This is a genomic window from bacterium, assembly GCA_023230585.1.
Classification (GTDB): domain Bacteria; phylum Ratteibacteria; class UBA8468; order B48-G9; family JAFGKM01; genus JALNXB01.
Genome location: JALNXB010000022.1, coordinates 1 through 19830 on the forward strand (window position 1 = coordinate 1; position 19830 = coordinate 19830).

Annotated in this window: 13 protein-coding genes and 1 tRNA gene; 7 read left to right on the forward strand and 7 right to left on the reverse strand. The window is 35.1% G+C overall.

All coding sequences use genetic code 11. From position 1 onward, the window contains the following. Nucleotides 1–179: 179 nt before the first annotated feature. From M0P98_05165 to M0P98_05195, 7 genes are all read right to left on the reverse strand, one after another. On the reverse strand, nt 180–2282 hold the full coding sequence (locus M0P98_05165) for a hypothetical protein (GenBank protein ID MCK9266255.1): 2103 nt from the start codon (nt 2280–2282) through the stop codon (nt 180–182). Further along, nucleotides 2275–4290, reverse strand: coding sequence for a BatA domain-containing protein (locus tag M0P98_05170; protein MCK9266256.1), 2016 nt, complete (start codon nt 4288–4290; stop codon nt 2275–2277). Before M0P98_05170 ends, M0P98_05165 begins: the two co-directional genes overlap by 8 nt. 96 nt (nt 4291–4386) lie before the next feature. Beyond that, nucleotides 4387–5265, reverse strand: coding sequence for a DUF58 domain-containing protein (locus M0P98_05175; GenBank protein MCK9266257.1), 879 nt, complete (start codon nt 5263–5265; stop codon nt 4387–4389). 2 nt (nt 5266–5267) lie between these two features. After that, complete coding sequence (locus M0P98_05180) at nt 5268–6254, reverse strand: AAA family ATPase (GenBank protein ID MCK9266258.1); 987 nt, start codon at nt 6252–6254, stop codon at nt 5268–5270. A 4-nt stretch (nt 6255–6258) separates the two neighbouring features. Further along, a complete protein-coding gene (locus M0P98_05185; protein ID MCK9266259.1) occupies nt 6259–7695 on the reverse strand; it encodes a DUF4159 domain-containing protein in 1437 nt (478 codons plus the stop codon). Nucleotides 7696–7843: 148 nt separating this feature from the next. After that, nucleotides 7844–9061, reverse strand: a complete 1218-nt coding sequence (locus M0P98_05190; GenBank protein MCK9266260.1) for an L-rhamnose isomerase — start codon at nt 9059–9061, stop codon at nt 7844–7846. A gap of 345 nt (nt 9062–9406) precedes the next feature. Next, nucleotides 9407–10324, reverse strand: a complete 918-nt coding sequence (locus tag M0P98_05195; GenBank protein ID MCK9266261.1) for a phospholipase D-like domain-containing protein — start codon at nt 10322–10324, stop codon at nt 9407–9409. Nucleotides 10325–10900: 576 nt separating this feature from the next. On the opposite strand from M0P98_05195, the gene M0P98_05200 reads away from it, so the two are divergent. The 7 genes from M0P98_05200 (at nt 10901) to M0P98_05230 (ending at nt 19826) form a co-directional block, all read left to right on the forward strand. Then, a complete protein-coding gene (locus M0P98_05200) occupies nt 10901–11953 on the forward strand; it encodes a zinc-dependent dehydrogenase (protein ID MCK9266262.1) in 1053 nt (350 codons plus the stop codon). Between the two features lie 6 nt (nt 11954–11959). After that, entirely contained in the window at nt 11960–13084 is a 1125-nt protein-coding gene (gene ribD, locus M0P98_05205; protein MCK9266263.1) for a bifunctional diaminohydroxyphosphoribosylaminopyrimidine deaminase/5-amino-6-(5-phosphoribosylamino)uracil reductase RibD, read from the forward strand. After that, complete coding sequence (locus M0P98_05210; protein MCK9266264.1) at nt 13069–13665, forward strand: riboflavin synthase; 597 nt, start codon at nt 13069–13071, stop codon at nt 13663–13665. Before ribD ends, M0P98_05210 begins: the two co-directional genes overlap by 16 nt. A 14-nt stretch (nt 13666–13679) precedes the next feature. Further along, nucleotides 13680–17864 carry a tetratricopeptide repeat protein gene (locus M0P98_05215; protein ID MCK9266265.1) on the forward strand — a complete coding sequence of 1395 codons (4185 nt, stop codon included), beginning with the start codon at nt 13680–13682 and terminating at the stop codon, nt 17862–17864. 21 nt (nt 17865–17885) lie between these two features. Beyond that, a tRNA-Ser gene (locus M0P98_05220) sits at nt 17886–17972 on the forward strand. A 170-nt stretch (nt 17973–18142) separates the two neighbouring features. Further along, nucleotides 18143–18925: a hypothetical protein gene (locus M0P98_05225; GenBank protein MCK9266266.1), complete on the forward strand. Its 783-nt coding sequence runs from the start codon at nt 18143–18145 to the stop codon at nt 18923–18925. Between the two features lies 1 nt (nt 18926). Then, nucleotides 18927–19826, forward strand: a complete 900-nt coding sequence (locus M0P98_05230; GenBank protein MCK9266267.1) for a hypothetical protein — start codon at nt 18927–18929, stop codon at nt 19824–19826. Nucleotides 19827–19830 lie beyond the last annotated feature (4 nt).

The following is a 19830-nucleotide window of genomic DNA, read 5'->3' on the forward strand; positions in this document are numbered from 1 at the left end:
AAGAATCGGGCTGTTAACAAAAGGTTCAAGCCTTTTGTTCCCCTACTCTGAGCCTGTTGAACCCTTCGGAGACGCTCTTTGTGCAGAAGGGTAAGTTCTCAGAGTGCCCGATTGTTACGTAGAGGGTGTATGCGCCGTAGTACCAGAGTGAGTAGACACTACATACTTTTTTATCCCCTTTAACTGTTTTGGCGTCTTAAATGCCACCCAAGATTTAATATTACAAAGAGAAATAGTATCACATATTTCATAGAGGTTTTAGAAAAAGCAAGGTTTTTTGTTATATAGTTTTTCTCTTTCTTCATAATCTCTTTCAACCTATCTTTCTCTTCAAAAGGTATGTATGACCCTTTAGAGAGTTCTGCAAGTTGTTTCAACATATATTCGTTTCTTCCTATATTTAAAAACTCGTCACCTTCTTTTCTTACAAGTACAGGGACCATATTTATTTTACCTTCTGAAATAGTTTTTAGAGTATACATACCTTCTGCTTGTGGTATAAAAGAGGTTCTCATCTCGTCTAACAATAGAGGTTCTGTTGTTCCGTCAGGATGTTGTAAGAGTGTTTCAAAAATTCTATTATTATTTTCATCTGTAAACTGAAATGTTGCTTCAAGTTTTTCTCCTATACTGCAGGTCTTTTTATTTATATTTATATACGGCACAACTTTACCTTCACCAATATAATCTTTAGGTGCCCATAAATATCTGATAAGTCTGCCCCAGAAAAACCTGTAGTCCGACTGCTCCTGTTCACTCCCAAATGCCCATTTCCATATATCATCGGTACCCACAAAAACACTCTTCCCACCTTCAACAGAAATATTGGTAGCAGAAAGAATAATAGGCATACCACTCTTTTCAATCTTTAGAAGTGGAACTGCGCCTTTTTGTAAACTATAAACACTATTTACTCTAGTTATAGACGGAAACCCTGTTTCTCTACCGCTAAAAATAGGGAGAGTGCTACCTTCATCAGTAATCTCTGGTAGAAATCTTCCTTCAAGTATATCAACTTTTTTGCTTGTTGTTATTGGAGAGGTAATATCGCTGAGTTCTGTACCTATAATCCCTTGCAAAAAATTGTCCCCACCAAGAAACATTAAACTTCGTCCTTTTTTTATATAAAAATCTTTGATATTCTTTCTCTGTTGTAAAGTAAAAGAGGAAAAGTTTATATCCCCAAAAATTATTATACTAAACTTTTCCAAAAATAGGTTATCAGAAAAAATATCAGCAGGGACACCTTTCCCTTCAACCTGTGCATACTGAAAAACATTATCCCCAACCTTAACAAGAAAAACAGGTACCAACCCCGAAGCGCTCTCTATATACCTTTTTAAATATTTGTATTCCCACCTAAGCCCATTTTCTACATAAAGAAGGTTTATTTTGGGCGAAATCGCTCTAACCATAAAAAACATTCTATTATTATCTTTTACCAGTTCACTCTTCTCTGGAAGAATCTCTACTTCGTAAATTTTCTCTCCTGCCGATGATACCATAACCTCAAAAACAACCATTGAAGACGCTTCTGATAAGAAAACTTCCTTCTCCTGCACAACCCTATTGTTCTCTTTCAATAAAACTTTTTTTGTAGTATTGTCGTAACCTTTCTGGTTTATATTGACCTCTGCCCTTAAAGATTCGCCTGTATATATAGGGGAGTTTGTTGTAACATCTGCCACACTTATATCCAAAATATCTTCTCCGCCCATACCAATAGAGATAATAGGAGTATTGAAAATATTATGTAGGACTTGCATATCTTCAACCCTACTTTCCTGACCGTCAGAAAAAAGTAGTACCGATTTGTATGTGTTACCAGTCTTTTTATTTAGTTGCTCAAGCCCAGAAAGAATAAAAGAAACATTCTGGTTCGGGCTCATATTATCTATCTTTTCTGTTTCAATTTTTTTAAGCGACTCTCCAACTGTATAAAACGAAATATCAAAATTTTTTAATAAAGGTTCAGTATTAACAAACTCTTTAACTTTATCTAAACGGGTTATCCCTTTTTGGTCAGAAATACCCATACTAAGAGAAGTATCAAAAATTACGCAAATTTTTTCTTTCACTCCAAAAGGAACTTTTAGAGAAACCTCTGGTTTAAAAATCATTGTAATAATAAGTAAAGAAGCAACAGTGTTGATAACAAAAAAGATTAGTCTCTTCTTTGAAAGATCTTTTTTGAAAAGATAAAAATTAAGCCAAAGAACTCCCGCTAAAATAAGAAATATAAAAAAAGTGTGTAAAATATGGTTAAAACCTATCTTAAACATTTTTTCCTTTACGTATTTTTCTAAAAATTTTAATTAAAAGGAGTTCAAGCAGAAATAAAATCAAAACTATATTTAAAAGTCCTTCAGAGATACCTTTTGTTCTACCTCTTTTGCTTAAAAACTCTCTTATTTTTTCTTTTTTTACAAACGTTATATTGGCTCTACCCAGTTTGTTTGTTATCTCTGTTGCATCTATCCTTGTTAGGTCGCTTTCTGTTGCATCTAAGTTAACAGGTATAATTTTTTTAATACTGTTTTTTCCTTTAGCAAACTCTAATATCCAGAACCCCGGTCCCTGAGGAGTAAACCCAACCTCTTCAGAAGAATCCTTTTTTAATACACTCTTTTCTCCGTCAGGTGTATAAAGATATACTGTCTCTACACCATAAGGAACCCGAATATTGTTCTTAACGCCAACAATAAAATTGTCTGTTTTAACACCCGAAAAATGTTCAAGAATATTGTTAACAAGAACTGGGAAAAAAGGTTTAAAATGTATATTTGTCCATTTATCATCTACAGGAAAAGAGAATAATAAGATTCTACCTTTCCCAACTTTTTTCTCAATAATAAGAGGTGTCCCTTCTGATGTGTTCAGTAGTGTATCACCAGTAATATCGGTTAAAGAAAATACCTGTCGAAAAATCACTGTCTTGGTATACTGCTGAACAACCCCTTTTAATGATATAAAGAGAGGATGAAAAGAATCTGATTCCCCAACCCTGACAGTTTTTGGGAAAGATTTTATAGATTTAAGTTTAGCTGGCATAAAAAACGGGATACCTATATTTACTGGTTGCCAATTTTGGTTGAAAGTTGCCGGCACAACCCTGCTACCGGGAAAACAAGCAACATTACCGCCGTTGTCAACATACCTATATATTTTTTCTGTCAACCCTTCAGGGAATACTCCATTGTTTGATATAAAAATTGCTAAAAAACTTTCAAGAAAAACGTCTTTCATATTTTGAGGAGCAACCCTTACAATCTCTATTTTTTCTCCTGAAACAACCTGTAAAGCTTTTTGAATATAAAAGGATTCCTCCTGTTCACCTACAATAAGAATTTTTTCGTTAGACTCTTCAATAAAAGAAGCGTAATAGATATTATCTGTTTGAAGAATATCGGTGTTGTTTATAGAGACAGTGAGCATACCTGCAACATCTGGCGTATTGAGGTTAACAACCTCTAACGATTCTGATTTCAATGAAACATTTTTTCTTCTCTCCCACCCTTCGCCATTCAATATAACTTCTACTGTGACATCTTCTTTGCCCCAGTTTTGTAGTTCTAATATTATATCGGACGTTCCAGGGATATGATAAACTTTTTTGAAACTGACATTGTTTGTATTTGCCTGACCTATATCAAAAAGAAGAAATTTTATATTTTTTTTACCAAAATTAGGTATATTAACATCTTTCCATACAAGTTTTTGAAGATCTGTAAAGAAACATATAACCTTATCTCCTTTTTCTTTCTCAAGAAGTTTTAATGATTCTTCTAAAGATACAGAAAGATTGCCCGATTGAAAGGATATATCTTTTCTTTTTATTACAGAGATTGCTTCTGAATAATTGTGTGTGAAAGGGTAGGTATCTCCACTAAGGTAAACCAGGGCAACCCGAGCTGGTCTTCTTATATACGAAAGTGTCTCAAGAAGGAGAGTTTTATATTTTTCTGAAGGGTTGTTTACATCAATTGCGTTCATACTGTAAGAATCGTCAATAAGAAATAAGATATATCCTTCCTCAGAAAATGGAGAACTAACTTTAAATACAGGGTTTGAAAGTATAAGTAAAAGAAAAAACAGAAGTAGCATTCTTACCACCAGAATAATAATGTCTTCAACTTTTTTTCTGCGACCTGAGATTGAATTAGCAATTTTCAAAAACTTTATTGATGGGAACAGTATTGGTTTACCCTTTTTACGGCTAAAAAGATGTATAAGGATAGGTAAAGATACTCCTGTTAGTGCCCAAAGATAAATAGGATTTAAGAAATGCATTTTATTAAATAGACGATTGTTACCATTAAATTAGTAATGTTCAAAAACTATAAACATAAACTTTTCATATTCTAACAGGTTAACTATAGTTTTTACTTACCTTGATTTTAAATAATTATAAAGAAAAGAATCAAATAAGGTATCTGTTGAGGTTGTAGCGTATTCTATCCTTTTTTCACCACAACCTTTACGGATAGATAAAATAAACTCTTTCATAAGTTTTAGGTAAACATCTTTTAGGTAAGAAGTTCCAGCAAGAACTTTTTCTCCGTTCTCCATATCTTGAAATTCGCAATCCCCAGTAAAAGGAAATTGTAGTTCAGCAGGGTCAAGTAGATGTAGGACTATAACCTCGTTGTGTCGGTGACGAAAATGTGATAACCCTCTCATTATTTCGTCTTGTTTATCCATAAGGTCTGATAACAGTATAACCAAACTACGTTTTTTGATATTAATAGATATTTTATCTAAAACTTTTCCTATAGATGTTTCTTTACCGGGAGTAATATTCTCAAGTGAACTGAAAATATTCTGTAGGTGTGAAACTGTTGAGACAGGATGTATAAACTCTTGTATATCTGTATCAAAAGTTACCAACCCTACTGAATCTCTCTGTTTTACCATAATGTAACTAAGAATAGAAGCAAGCATAACCCCGTATTGCAATTTAGTTACTGCCTTGCTACCATAATTCATTGAATTGCTTATATCAAGCAGGATGTAAGCTTTAAGATTTGTCTCTTCTTTGTAAACCTTAACATAAAACCTATCTGTCTTACCAAAGACTTTCCAGTCAAGGTATCTTAAGTCTTCGCCGGGGGTGTATTGTCTATGTTCAGAAAAATCTACGCTAAAACCTCTATGAGGGCTTTGATGTAAACCAGCAATAAAACCTTCAACTACCGTTTTTGCAATAAGCGAAAGGTTAGCAAATTTTACCAGAATACTTGGATCAAAAATATTGTTGGTTGCCATTATTAAACTTCTTTCTTTTTATCAAGCAGGTATTCCACTATACGAGAAGAATTTACACCTTCGGCGTCTGCGTTAAAATTGGTAAAAATTCTATGCCTTAAAACGCTTTTTGCAACTTCTCTTATATCATTTATTGAAACATTTACATCCCCTCTCATAGCGGCTTTTGTTTTTGCAGCAAGGATAAGGTGTTGCGAAGCTCTTGGACCTGCTCCCCAACTTACATAGTTATCAATAAATTCCAAACTACCTACCTCTTTAGGGCGGGTACTCCTTACCAGATTAACTCCATAAGATACTACATAATCTGAGACTGGTATTTTTTTTACCAACAACTGGTATTTCTTTATATCTTCGCCACTAATAACTTTGTTGACTAATATATCAGAAAAACCTGTAGTGTTTTCCACAATCTTCTTCTCTTGATTTTCATCAGGATAATCCATAACGATACTAACCATAAACCTATCAAGTTGGGCTTCAGGTAAAGGGTAGGTACCTTCCAACTCTATTGGGTTTTGGGTTGCCATAACAAGAAAAGGAAATGGTAACGGATAAAAAACTCCGCCTACTGTTACATTAAACTCCTGCATCGCTTCTAACAGTGCTGCCTGAGTTTTTGGTGGTGTACGGTTAATCTCATCTGCAAGTATAAGGTTGGCAAAAATAGGTCCTTGTATAAACCTCAAACTTCTGCTTCTGGTAACCTTGTCTTCCTCTATAACTTCTGTTCCAGTTATATCAGCAGGCATAAGGTCAGGTGTAAACTGTATTCTTTTAAAGTTAAGGTCAAGTATGCCAGCAAGAGTTCTAACCATAAGAGTTTTTGCAAGCCCTGGAACACCTACAAGTAAACAATGACCACCTGCAAAAAGTCCCATAAGAATCTCTTCTATTATAGAGTCTTGCCCAACTATTACTTTATGTATTTCTGTAAGTATTTTTTCTTTAACGTCTTTAAGTTCTTGAAGAATTTCTATATCGTCCATTTTTTTAATGTGTTATAAGGTATGTTATAACATTTACCCCCAGTTTTATAGATTGAGTATCAGAGAGCGCCTTCACATAAGGACGTGGTATACCTTCCCAACCGCTACCAAAACTATACGGTGAAAAGATAATAGACGGAAGTCCTTTAAGATGGTATATCTCAAAAGGCGCTTCATCTGTATTAAAAGTATATATAAACTTTTCTGTCTTGAAAGGAACATTGTATAACGAATGGTTGATATCCCATTTACTATTTTTTGCTTCCGGTAGAATTTCAGAGATAAGCAACTTGAAACTATCAGAAAACTCTTTACTTCCACAGCAACTATCAGATATAAGAGCACCACCTGAAAGCAGAAATTTTCTCAATTTCTGCTTTTCAACCTTACTTAATTTAGGGTCAAAATGTCCTGTGATATAAAGTAATGGTATATTTTCGAGGGTCTCTTTTTTTAGGTCAATATTTAGTTTCTCAATATAAACAGAAGATTCAGTATCTCTGGCAACCCTTACAAGTAGTTTCCCTAAAGAAGACGGGTGAGGGTCCCAGTCTCCTGAATGTATAATCTGACCTATATAAATTCTACCACCTTTTTTTTCTGTCTTTTCTGCAAATACCGGTATTTGCCCATACAGCCTTCCTGTTTCAATCCAACCCAGAGTATAAGAAAACATATTTACTCCTATCTTTATAGCGTCTTCGGGTACATATCGGCTACCCCACGGATGCGTATGCATAGCCCAGCCACAACCAAGATCAAAAGGAGAGAGAATAACTGCAGCTCTACAGCCAAGGTTTAAGACCATAAGTTCTGTTTTTCCACTAAACTCCACCCCGTCTTTCATAATCTTTACATTAGTAAGGTTGTGAAAACACCCGTTTAAAGGGTGATTACTATAAATAGGGTATAAATTTTTTTCTGGATAGATTTGTGACATTAATTCAAGAAACCCTTTAGTGAAATCATTGCTACCAGATGAAGCGTTCGCCCAGATAAACCCCCCTCGTTCAAGATAACTCTTTAGTTTAGGTAGGATAGACGCATCAACAACAAAAGGTTCAACTGAGGTTATGTAAAGGACAGGTACTTCATCGGGGTCGAAAGAAAATTCAGAGAGTGTAATTTTTACGCTTCTGTGAGGTATGCCCAGTTGGCTTGAAGCAAGTTTTAACAAGTTTTCAACATCCATTTCTGCCCTTGTCCATTTAGCATTTGGTGCTACCAATACCTTACCAACAAGCACAGGTGGAGCCGGTGGGTTCTTCTTTTCAGTCCTCCTAACAGGCGTAGCTGGTAGAGGTAACGGAGGGAAACTTTCGGCTGCTTTACGTCTCTGCACATCACGAGTAGGCGGCGCTTTCCCGCACTCATAACAGAATGTCGGAGATATGAATATGATAAAAAGAAGAAAAATAAAGAAGAGAAACGTTTTTTTCATAGGTTTTGTAAAAGACCAGGTCGTCAACTGGTCTTTTACATTCAATACAATATAATTGAACCACTTTTTTATGTTAATGTCAACGAAAAAAGTTTTTTAAGAACATTTCTCAATACTACAATTTATCTGTACCTATAAAATGTATTTTTTACGCTCTTGCTTTTTCTATTTTTTGTTGATACCCACTCTTTACATAAGCTTCCATAGGGTCGGCAGGTAAATTCTTTTCTAACCTTGCCTGTGCCACTATTGGTCTTACATCAGCGTTTATTATGGCATCGTTAAAATATCTGTTTGCAAGCATAATTTCTTTAGATTTACGTGCTTCTTTGATTTTGTTTGTATCCACTATTGCAGCCCTTGCAAGAGAGATATGTAGCGAGTCTATAGAATGAATGATAGCGTGTATCCTGTTTTCTTTACCGCTTGCCTGGTCAAGCATATAAGCCCAATTTTTTGTAGAGGAAACTACAACCCCACCTTTATATAGTTCATAAAATATTCTTGCTATATGCTGGTTTGGCTCTACTGCTTGGTCATCGTCGAGAGCATAATTTATATTGAAGTGAAAACCGCTTTTCATTTTCTCAGAAATAAGCATCGTTACAATCTGTTCCACATTTACTATAGGGTGGTGGTGACCCATATCTATCAAAACACCTACGTTGTTCCCAAGAGATTTTGCAATCACAAAAGCCGCTCCCCAGTCAGGTATTACAGTGCTATAAGTGTTTGGTTCAAAAACCTTGTATTCAATTAAAATTTGAACATCTTTAGGTATTTTCGTATAACTCTCCTTTAAGGTTTTTTTCATAAGTTCATAAGAATCTTTAAGTTCTATCTGCCCAGGATAAAGAGAACCGTCAGGAAACCAGAGCCCAAGAACTTTGTTACCTAACTCTTTTGCAATTTTACCTCCTAAAATGGTCTGTTCAACATACCTTTTGCGTGTTTTAGCGTTAGGAGAGGTAAAACTTCCATCTTCTGAACCTTGTATAAAGTAGGTAGGGCTAACTCCACCGAGAGATAATCCCCTATCTTTACATTCGTTCTGTACTTTTTTTGCTATCTCAAAATCTCCTTCCATACCATCTTTAGAAAAATCCCATAAGATATGGGTTGCAACCATAGAGGCAGCTCCAGTAAGTTTATTTATAAAAGCGGCATCATCAAGTTTCTCTTCTATATTACGAGCATATCCAGGAGAAACATAATTCCCAAACCTTCCCCCACCAAAAGAGCCCAATGTCCAAGAAGGGACATCTACCTGAAACTTTTTTACAGCATCAACAGCTTTTTTGACTCTTTCTGCCCCAAATTCTGCAGAAAGGTTTTCCAATCCTCTCTCTATACATTTTTTATTCATTATGCATCCTCCTTTATAATAACTATCTTCTACCAAATTTGGCTATACAACACTTTTTGCTTGTCTTACGAGGAGCGTCTTAGCCCGAATGCTTTCTGAGGGATAGCGACGTGGTAATCCCCGTTTTTATCTTATACACTATTGTTTTTATCCTTGCCTTTGTCTTTTGCTCTTAGCCAGCGTAAAGCAAAATCACCCCTCATCCTTGATCCTTCTCTCCCTCGGAGGTACTCGGGACAAGACCTCAAGGGGAGAAGGCGAAAAGGGGCATTCCTTTTCCGGCTTCGGCGGATCTTGCTCTTAGTTTTTTGACACAACTAATAATAAAAATATTATACATCAAAATCAAGGTAAACTATAAAAACGCCACATTTTTAACCATTCTTTCATAAATTTTGAAGCAAGATTTTTATCTCTAATTATCATTACAGATTCATTGTTCCTCCGAGCCGATGCTGTTAAATTGTATGAACCAGTAATAACAACTTCTCTATCAATAATAATAAACTTGTCGTGAAGAAACCCAGCCCTATTGCTTCTTCTCACATTACAACCAAAACCTTTAAGCCCGTTAAAAACAGAGTGGGGTTCAACACTTACATTTTCTATCATACCGTTCACTTTCACCCCTGCAAGATTTCTTCTTATCATAGATTTAGCAAGCTCTTTGGAAGTAAAATGGTATAGAGCAAAACAGATGCTCTCCTTTGCTAACTTAATCTCTTCTGATATAATTTTTTCACAATTGTTTTCAGGAGAAAAAAGTATTCGAACTGTTTTATCTTTATATTCATCATCAATTCTTTCTTCATTCCACCACGAAAGAAATTTTTTTGTTAAAAAGATTCCAATCTTTTCATCTGTAAAAAGAAGAAAGTTGTTGTGGTGCATCCTAAAACTACTTTCTGTAAAGTTACCCGAACCAAACAATATACGCTTACCATCAACAATAATAAATTTTGGATGAAAAAGAGCGCTTCTTTTATCAACTTTGATTTCAATGTTTTTTAAATCAAAAGGAGGAAAAGTATCAAGCATTACTTTTATATCAAGCCCTTTCTTTTTGTCGAGTTCGTTTGAAAGGAGAGTCCATGTAAAAGAGTATCCTGCAATATAAATAGATTCTTCTGCACACATTATAAGGTCTTTGATTATTTGCTCACTTCTTTTATCTGGTGTAAAATAGAGAGAGGCGGTAATAGGATAAATATTTTTAGATAAAAACAAAAATATAAGAAAAATAATAGGTATTATTTTTTTCATTACTGATATTTTAGCATATAAATATAAGATTAGGAATTATAAGGGTAAAAGTAAAAAAGAGGAAATGCACAAAACCTCTCTACTTTACGTAACAACATTACCTTTAAATTCTTTTAACTTACATAACCATACTCTCAAGAAGACTATCAGGAAACTACTTCACATATCACTCGCAAGAATAGACCTGAAGATAAAGCAGTTATATTCCTTGCTGGAGGAAGTAATAGAAGGGTTGGTTAAAATACAAAACTAACTGAAATAATAATCAAGTTGGAATGAAATGTCAACTATGTGGAAAGAAAGAACGAGTAATTAGACAACGCAGAGGAAAGAAAGCAAGGAGACCTGCTATTATCCTCTGTAATAAATGCAAGAGAAAAATCAATTGGGTCAGAGGTTAAATAAGTTCTTAAGTTATATAAACCGTAACAAGAGTAGAAAGAAAGCAAGGTAAGCAATGAGATTATCTCAAGTATACAAAAAAAAATTGTCAAACTGAGAAAGGCTCGCAAGAACAAACAGTGTCGTATTAAATAGCCCCTTACATATAAGTTTGGGGAAAAAGGAGAAGAGAAAATGAGAGCAGCTATATTTCACGGAATAGAAGATATACGTATAGAAGATATACCTAAACCAGTATGTAAAGAGGGCGAAATTCTGGTAAAGGTCCATTACTGTGCTATTTGCGGAACAGATGTACGAATATACTTTAGCGGACATAAAAAAGTTGTCCCACCTACTGTTATTGGTCATGAAATAACTGGGACTATAGCAGAAATAGGTAGTAAAGTTGATGACCCAGAACTAAAAGTTGGAGATAAGGTTGCTCTGGTTACTTCAATAGGTTGCGGTAAATGTAAAATGTGTAATAAAGGGCTCTACAATCTTTGCCCTGACACCAAAGCTATAGGATATTTTTATCCTGGCGGTTACGCAGAATATGTGGTTGTACCTGAAGAAGGAGTGAAACAGAAGACTGTTCTTAAACTGCCTGAAAACATATCCCTTAAAGAAGGTGCTATTATTGAAGCCCTTTCCTGTGCTATAAATGGTCAAAATTATTTAAATATTAGCAAAGGAGATACTGTTATTATATACGGTGGCGGTCCTATTGGACTTATGCACGCAGTTCTTGCACAAGCGTCTGGGGCTAAACACGTTATAGTTTCTGACCCATCTTACCAGAGACTCAAACAATTTGGTAGCCAGTTTGAAGGTCTTATACTTGTGGACCCTGCAACAACAAACCTTAAAGAAGAAGTGAACAAACTAACAAACGGTTATGGAGCAGACGTTGTTATTACTGCCTGCCCAGCTAAACAAGCACAAATAGAAGGGCTTGAACTTCTTGGTTCTAAAGGAAGAATCAGTCTTTTTGGAGGGTTACCAAAAGATAATTCTATGATAACAATAGATGCCAACATAATACATTATAAAGAGTTATCTGTTTTTGGAGCGTTTGCTTCCAATAGAAACGATTATCTTAAAGCCGCAAAACTTATAGCAGAAAATAAGATAGAAGCAGGAAAATTTGTCACAGTAACACTTCCTCTTGAAAAAATAAACGAAGGTATCTCTATGGTTAAAAAAGGTGAAGTCCTCAAGTGTGTTATTGAAATCGGAGGATAATTTTTTATGGCTTACGGCGATGAGTTTATAAAAACTACCTTGAAGCTTGCAAAAAAGGGTAAAGGACTGGTCAGCCCCAACCCAATGGTAGGAGCAGTAATAGTCAAAGGAAAAAGAATTCTTGGCGAAGGGTACCATCAAGCTTGGGGGATGGCTCACGCTGAAGTAGAAGCTATACGTAAAGCTAAAGGCAAAACCAAGGGAGCAACTCTTTATGTTAATATTGAACCCTGCAACCATTATGGTAAAACACCTCCTTGTGTTAAAACTATTATAGAGGCAGGAATAAAAGAGGTTGTCTGTCCAATGAAAGACCCTAACCCTACCGTAAACGGAAAAGGGTTTGAAGAGCTTGAAAAAAACGGTATAAAAGTCCGTATAGGTAGTATGCAACAAGAAGCAGAAGATTTAAATAGGGCGTACATTGTAAACCTTGAAAAGAAGAGACCTTATATAAGACTTAAATGGGCACAAACTCTTGACGGGAAGACGGCTACATATTCGGGAAACTCAAAATGGATTACAAACGAACCTTCAAGACAATATGCTAAAAGACTCCGTTTTGAATCAGACGCCCTCCTTGTTGGTATAAAAACAGTTTTAAATGATAACCCTTTCCTTGACTATATATTCCCAACTTCTTACCCTTCAAAAATGGAGAATAGAAAAAAGTATTTCAAAATAATACTTGACCCAGAACTGAAGATGCCAACCGAAGGAAATATATGGAAAACCATAAATACAGAAATATTGATTGTTACTTCAAAAGGCGTTCCTAAAGAAAAAATCTCCAAATATTCAGGGAAATCCAACTGCGAAATAGTAGAGGTTCCTACAAAAAACCGTATGTTTGATATGGCTCAACTATTGAAAACACTTTTTGAGAAAGGTATCGGGATTTTGATGGTAGAAGGTGGTAGTTCAACCCTTACCAGTTTCTGGGAATATAAACTTGCTGATGAAGTTTTTATTTTTTGTGCCAATAAAATACTTGGAGATAACAGGTCTATAACATCTATCGCTGGTATAGAAAAGAAGAATATTGCAGAATCAGTTGAAATAAAAATCAAAGAAACTAAAATGTTTGAACAGAACATTATGATAAAAGGAAAACCATGTTTTCAGGAATAATACAAGAGGTAGGCAAAGTAAAAAGAATATCTGAATATAGCGGTTTTGCTGTATTTGAAATCTTCTGCCCTAAAATTGCTGTAGATATAAACCAAGGCGATAGCGTATCTGTCAATGGGGTATGCCTTACAGCAGAAAAAGTTTCCTCAGACACTTTTCAAGCGTCTCTTAGCGTGCAAACACAGAGAGAAACAAACCTTGGAAAAATAAGGGTAGAAAACTGTGTCAACCTTGAAGGGTCTCTTAAAATGGGAGATAAAATTGGGGGGCATTTTTTAACAGGACATATAGATTTTATGACAAAATTAAAATCTCTAAATAAGCGAGGCGGTTCTATCCTTCTCTCTTTTGAGGTTCCACGAACTTTCGAAAAATATGTCGTCAACAGAGGTTCTATAGGAGTTGATGGAATATCTTTAACTATAGCTGAATTAAGAGGGAATGAAGTTCAAATATTTTTGATACCTTTTACTATCGAAAATAGTAATCTTAAACATAAAAAATCTGGTGATATACTTAATATTGAGGTAGATATTTTAGCTAAGTACGTAGAAAAAAACCTATCAAACTTACGCTTTTAAAATAGGGAGCAAAAATGAAGATAATAAGGTCTTTGGTAATAGTTTTTCTGTTGGTTGTTTTAAACGTAAAAGGTGAAGACGAAGGGTATAACCAATGGTTAAAAAGAAGAGATTTGTTGAAACAGGATGCCAGTGTGGCAAGGTACTACACGTTTGAAGATATCAAAGATGCCAAAGATATGGTGGTAGACCTTGGTAAAGACGGTAAAAACCTTACCTATACCCCCTACCAAGACCCAAAAACCAAAGAAGTTTTTAGTGACTTGCAAGTAATAGAAGGCAGATGGCCTGGGAAAAAAGCGGTAAGACTGGATAAAGGTTTTTATAAAGGAGATACTTTCAATATACAGAACCACCAGTTTAGCGCAGAGATATGGTTTAGAAGACAAGGACCGGGCAGTATTTTACCAGCAAGTAACGTTAAAAACGGTACTATACTTTCTGTATCTGGTTACTCCCAAGGGTGGAGGATAGTTTCTGTGTACGAAAGACCATCAACATTAAGTTTTGAGATGGGTCAACCTAACGGTGCAACAATCAATTCAACAAAAACCCCTTTGGCTGACAATGTTTGGCATCAACTTGTGGTTACTTTTGACGGTTCAGCAATGAATATTTATATTAACGGGCAGCTAACTGAGCCCAGTATGACAATGAGAAACGAAAAGAAACAGTTAGTGAAAGCTGAACGGTTTGAAGGAGAATATGTACCTTCTAAAATTCCTTTTGTGATAGGTTTTTCTAGTCACGGTGTTGGGTCTATTAAACTTGATATAGATGAAGTGGTTATATACAACAGGGTATTAAAACCTGAAGAAATCGTTGTTTCAAGGGAAACAATATTCTCCAAAGCTGATGCCTACATAAAACAGGGAAACTACAATAAAGCTCGAGAAGAATACATTAAAATGCAAGGTTTACCAGGGTACGGGACTGAAATGGCTCTATTTAATACTGCTGAAAGTTATAGACTGGAAAAGGATTATTCTAAGTCTCACAAAACTTTTGAAGACATACAAAAACTGCGCACCCTTTCAGATTATTACCGTATATACGCATTATTCCAGCAGGCAGAAGTCTATCTTGAACAAAAAAATTCTACTAAAGCAAGAGAGGTTTACCAGAAAGTTCTGCAGACTAAAGGGGCATCAAAACACCATATTTTCACTTCAAACCTTAAGACGGCAGACACATATAAGGATGAAAAAAAGTATTCTCTTGCAAGAGATATTTATACAAAACTTCTTCTAATAGAAGAAACGTCTCCGTTACCTCACGAAGGGTACCGAGTAAACCTTAGAGATAGACTTGAAGATATTGACGGACTTAAAGATGGTGAAAAGATTATAACAAAGCAAGAAAAACTTGCAGAATGGATTTCTCGACCGAAACAGGAAATATACGTATCAACAAAAGGTAAAGATACTAATGCTGGAACAAAAGGCAAACCTTTTGCAACAATAAAAAGGGCACAGGAAGAAGTACGCAAACTCATATCTGACGGTAAGATGCCTACTGGAGGGATAACAGTCTATTTGAGAGGTGGGAAATATTTTATTAATGAGAGTATCTCTTTTGGAAAAGAAGATTCTGGTACGGCTGATGCTCCAATAATATATAGAGGTTACCTAAAAGAAGATGTGCGGATTATTGGCGGTCAACAGATAACCAACCTTCAACCTTTATCTGATACAAACATTATAAACAAACTTCCCACAGAATCAAAAAAGCAGGTATTTGTAGCAGACTTAAAAGAACTTGGAATCACAGATTACGGGCAACTATTAAACAGAGGTAGCCACGCCAGGTCTAACCTTGCAGCGTTGGAACTTTTCTTTAACGGTAAACGGATGCCTCTTGCTCGCTGGCCTAATGAAGGGCATGAAAGGGTAGCAAATCTTGTTACTCCCGAAGGAGATGGAGTTTTACGTGGGCAATCTCCCAAAACAGGAACTTTCCAGAGTGGTAGGTTCTGTTACTCTGGTGATAGACCATCAAGATGGAAAGAAGATAAAGATATATGGATACACGGCTTTTTTGCTTATGAGTATGAAAAGATACACACAAATATTGTTTCTATAGATACAGAAAAACGTATAATCAACCTTGGTCCTGATAAGAGATATCCTGAAGGGTATACTGTCCGTTATCTTATAAGGGTCAAACAGAATGCTCCATATTTTGTGTATAATCTGTTAAGTGAATTGGATGCTCCGGGAGAGTGGTTTCTTGATAGAGATACAGGAAAACTATATTTTTATCCGCCTTCAGATATAAAAAAAGGTGAAATTTTTATCTCTACCTTAAACACTCCATTGATAGTTATGAATAATGCTTCCAACATAGTTGTTTCAAATATTACATTAGAGGTTACACGTAACCACGGTATAGAGATAAACGGTGGACAGAATAACCTTGTAGCCACCTGCACCATACGAAACACAGGTCAATGGGCTGCAAATATTCCAAGTGGATGGAACCATAAAATTGTCGGTTGTGATATGTATGATATGGGCGAGGGGGGTGTCTCTCTTAATGGCGGAGATAGAAAAAAACTTATACCGGCTGGTCATCTTGTTGAAAACAACCATATTTACAGTTTTAACAAGTTTGATGTTGGTTACAGACAAGGCGTTCTTGTTAAAGGTATAGGGCAGAGGGTTGCCCATAACGTTATAAACGATACCCCTATGCAAGCGATACTTTTTGATGCAAACGACCATATTATAGAGTTTAATGAACTTCACGATGTTGTGTATGAAGGAAGAGAACTGGGAGCAATGTATATATACGGAGAACCGTGGTACCTAATGAGTAGAGGTACTGTTATAAGGAACAACTTTTTCCACCATATATCGTACCACTCTTCACCAAACCTAACTCAAGGGTTGAACAGCATACATATTGACGCAATTAACGGCGGGCTTGTGATAGAGAAAAACTTTTTTTATAGGTTCCCTAACGGAATATCTAACTCGCAACCAGAAAATAGGCTTGAAAACAATATCTTTGTAGACGCAGAGGTCAGAGGTATTTATCAAGGCGACCGTTCAGGATTGTTTTATACCCCCGATGGAGAACCTCTTGCAACAAGAATATCTACTCTTGCTGCCCGTTATCTTACCCAAGTTAGGTATAAACAACCACCTTGGAGTTACAGATACCCACAACTTGTAGACCTTCTGTCGCGAGAAAAACGGGTAGGATGGGCACAAAATAATTTCATTGAACGTAACATAAACACAGGGGGAGCGTTCTTAACTATAGGAGCTGGTGTAAAAGAAGACAATACAATAGAAAACAACTGGGATGGAGATAATCCTTTCTTTGTGAACAGAGAGAATAACAATTTCAGATTAAGACCTGGTTCTCCTGCCTATGGGTTAACAGGTAGCGAACCATTAACTATGGAAAATATAGGTGTTTATAAAGATGCTTTAAGAGCAAGTTGGCCTATAAACAGAACAAAAGAGGATATTGGCAAATATTATAAAACAGACTGGAAACCTTTACAACAAATGTCTTCAACTCTTATGTCTCCACTTAAAAGAATATATCCTGCTATCTATTACACCGTGCCTTTCAGAACAACCCCTATAAAAATAGATGGTAAACTTGAGAATAACGAATGGTTTGGACTTGATAAAAGTAAGGCTATACTTATAGAAAGAGAACATTCAGGGAAAGAAATGAAAGGAGTAAAAAGTTATGCGTGGCTTGCTTATGACTCAGAAAATCTCTATATAGCAACAAAACACGAACCCGACCCATATACAGAAGAAATGTTGCCAAGATTAAAAACTCATTCTCCTATTTTTGAAGTAGCAATAGAGAGCCAACACAGCCAAAAAACAAGCAGTTGGTGGATAGACGATATGATTACAGGACCTATATATAGCATAACAGGTAAATATACGGGCGAGGCAACAGTAAGCAACCTTTTTGGTGCACCTTACGATATAATAGGTCAACTTGAAAAGAATATCCAATATAAGGTATATATAATAGATGAAGAAAAGAAAGAGTGGACATCTGAGATGAAGATACCTTTTGCTGATATAGGAATTAAACCGTCAGATGTAGAACAACTTGCTTTTAATATAGGGGCATGGAAAAAAGCTGGCTGGTTTGCGTGGATACCAACAGGCAACCAGATATGGAGAGTAGAAAACGCAGGTTTTATTAAATTTGCAAAGTAGTTGACCTACCAATTATTGTTTGGAGAGATGGCTGAGTGGCTGAAAGCGGCCGCCTCGAAAGCGGCTGTACCCGTGAGGGTACCGGGGGTTCAAATCCCTCTCTCTCCGCTTGTAATGGTTGTAAAAGAGAATCCTTGGTCTTAGGTTTTATTTACAATCTTGTAAAAATTTGCTAACATATAGACAAATATATGCTTTTGTTAAGATCTACACATTAGAATACTTAAACCCACATCAAGAGAAATTTTGACAACTAAATTCTTATCAAAAAGGTAATTATGCCGCTCTTTAATGACTTAAATTTAAAAGAATGGAAAAAATCGGAAATTTGGACAGACAGTCTCTGGATAATTCCCAAAAGAGATAAAACTGGCAAACATGATGGTTTTTATCATGGTAATTTTGTACCTCAAGTACCTCGCCAATTGATTTTAAGATACACAAAAAAAAATGAAGTTGTTTTTGATCCTTTCTTAGGAAGTGGAACAACTGCCTATGAAGCAGAAAGACTAAAAAGAAATTTTATAGGAATTGATATTCAAGATAGCCTTGTTGAATATGTAAGAAAAAATGTTGAACCTAAAAACAATTTTTCTGAGTTAATCGCTGGCGATAGCACCCAAATTGATACTTTTAAAAAAGTAAAAACAATTTTAAAAACGCATAAAAAAGAAAATATACAGTTAGCGATACTACACCCACCTTATGCTGATATCATCAAATTTAGTGATTTAAAAAATGATTTATCAAACACTTCTTCACTAAAAGAATTTTTAGAAAAATTTGCAAAAGTTTTACAAAACACAATAGAAATTTTGGAAAATAATAGATATTTAGCAATCGTTATAGGCGATAAGTATTCGTCTGGTAGATGGATTCCATTAGGATTTTATTGTATGAACGAGGCACAAAAACTCAATTTAACCTTAAAAAGTATTGTAATAAAAAACATGTCTGGTAATCGTGCTAAACAGAACAGAGAAGGAATTTGGAGATATAGGGCACTTACAAGCGATTATTATATTTTTAAACACGAATATATTTTCATTTTCAAAAAATAATATGGAATACATAAAATCAAAATTATCTGACGATTTAGCTAAAAGAATTATAGGGAACAAAGATAATGCAATCGATTATTTATTACGATTAAATAGTATTAAGCCCATAAAAAACTTAAAATTTAGAACTATAACTCGGGGGCAAAATATTGGTGAAAAAGTTTTAGATTTAAACACTAAGCAACTTTGGAAAACTGTTGTTGATAGCTGGGATTACGAAGAAGGCAAGAAAATTATAAGAGAAATTTTCAAACAAACTGAAAAATATAAAAGTGGAAAAGAAGCAGACAATGCAATGGAAGTGCTTATAGAAGAATGGCAATCTTTAAAACTTGGAAATATTGCTTGGCCTTTTTCTCAAGGAGCTTTTGATGCCTTTGTACAAGGAGTAAATTCTAAAAAACTAAATGGTTTTAGAAAAGACGAAAAAGTAAAAGTTGCAGCGGTAAAATATAGAAGAATAAAGGAAATCAATACAGTTAGAAATGATTTTATAGAAACTTTGATTTTTGAAAAAAATGACAATATCTTACCTACACTTAGTCATAGGCGAGGTGTTGATTTCTTTATAAATGGAGTGTCTTTTGACCAAAAAGTTGCCAAAAGCCCAACAAAAGAATTTAAAAAATATTTTAAGGATGCTTGGCGCAAAAAAGCAATTACAAACCCCGCACTTGTTGCAGAATATCTTTATAGATATCAAGACGAAGGTAGATTTGGAGCAGACCCAAGATTATTGGTTGTTTATATTGATGAGGATGTTTCTATAGACAAAATCAGAGAAATTATCAATACAAGTGATTTAAATAATCCAATCGAAATAAATTTTACCTACAAACATAAAAATTTAGGTGAAAAAAATTATAAAGTACCTTGTTTTGTAATCTTATTACACAATTAAAATT

Excerpts from the sequence above, each read along its gene's own strand:
- M0P98_05165 (MCK9266255.1), bottom strand. The coding sequence starts at position 2,282 with ATGTTTAAGATAGGTTTTAACCATATTTTACACACTTTTTTTATATTT.
- M0P98_05170 (MCK9266256.1), bottom strand. The coding sequence starts at position 4,290 with ATGCATTTCTTAAATCCTATTTATCTTTGGGCACTAACAGGAGTATCT.
- M0P98_05175 (MCK9266257.1), bottom strand. The coding sequence starts at position 5,265 with ATGGCAACCAACAATATTTTTGATCCAAGTATTCTGGTAAAATTTGCT.
- M0P98_05180 (MCK9266258.1), bottom strand. The coding sequence starts at position 6,254 with ATGGACGATATAGAAATTCTTCAAGAACTTAAAGACGTTAAAGAAAAA.
- M0P98_05185 (MCK9266259.1), bottom strand. The coding sequence starts at position 7,695 with ATGAAAAAAACGTTTCTCTTCTTTATTTTTCTTCTTTTTATCATATTC.
- M0P98_05190 (MCK9266260.1), bottom strand. The coding sequence starts at position 9,061 with ATGAATAAAAAATGTATAGAGAGAGGATTGGAAAACCTTTCTGCAGAA.
- M0P98_05195 (MCK9266261.1), bottom strand. The coding sequence starts at position 10,324 with ATGAAAAAAATAATACCTATTATTTTTCTTATATTTTTGTTTTTATCT.
- M0P98_05200 (MCK9266262.1), top strand. The coding sequence starts at position 10,901 with ATGAGAGCAGCTATATTTCACGGAATAGAAGATATACGTATAGAAGAT.
- ribD (MCK9266263.1), top strand. The coding sequence starts at position 11,960 with ATGGCTTACGGCGATGAGTTTATAAAAACTACCTTGAAGCTTGCAAAA.
- M0P98_05210 (MCK9266264.1), top strand. The coding sequence starts at position 13,069 with ATGTTTTCAGGAATAATACAAGAGGTAGGCAAAGTAAAAAGAATATCT.
- M0P98_05215 (MCK9266265.1), top strand. The coding sequence starts at position 13,680 with ATGAAGATAATAAGGTCTTTGGTAATAGTTTTTCTGTTGGTTGTTTTA.
- M0P98_05225 (MCK9266266.1), top strand. The coding sequence starts at position 18,143 with ATGCCGCTCTTTAATGACTTAAATTTAAAAGAATGGAAAAAATCGGAA.
- M0P98_05230 (MCK9266267.1), top strand. The coding sequence starts at position 18,927 with ATGGAATACATAAAATCAAAATTATCTGACGATTTAGCTAAAAGAATT.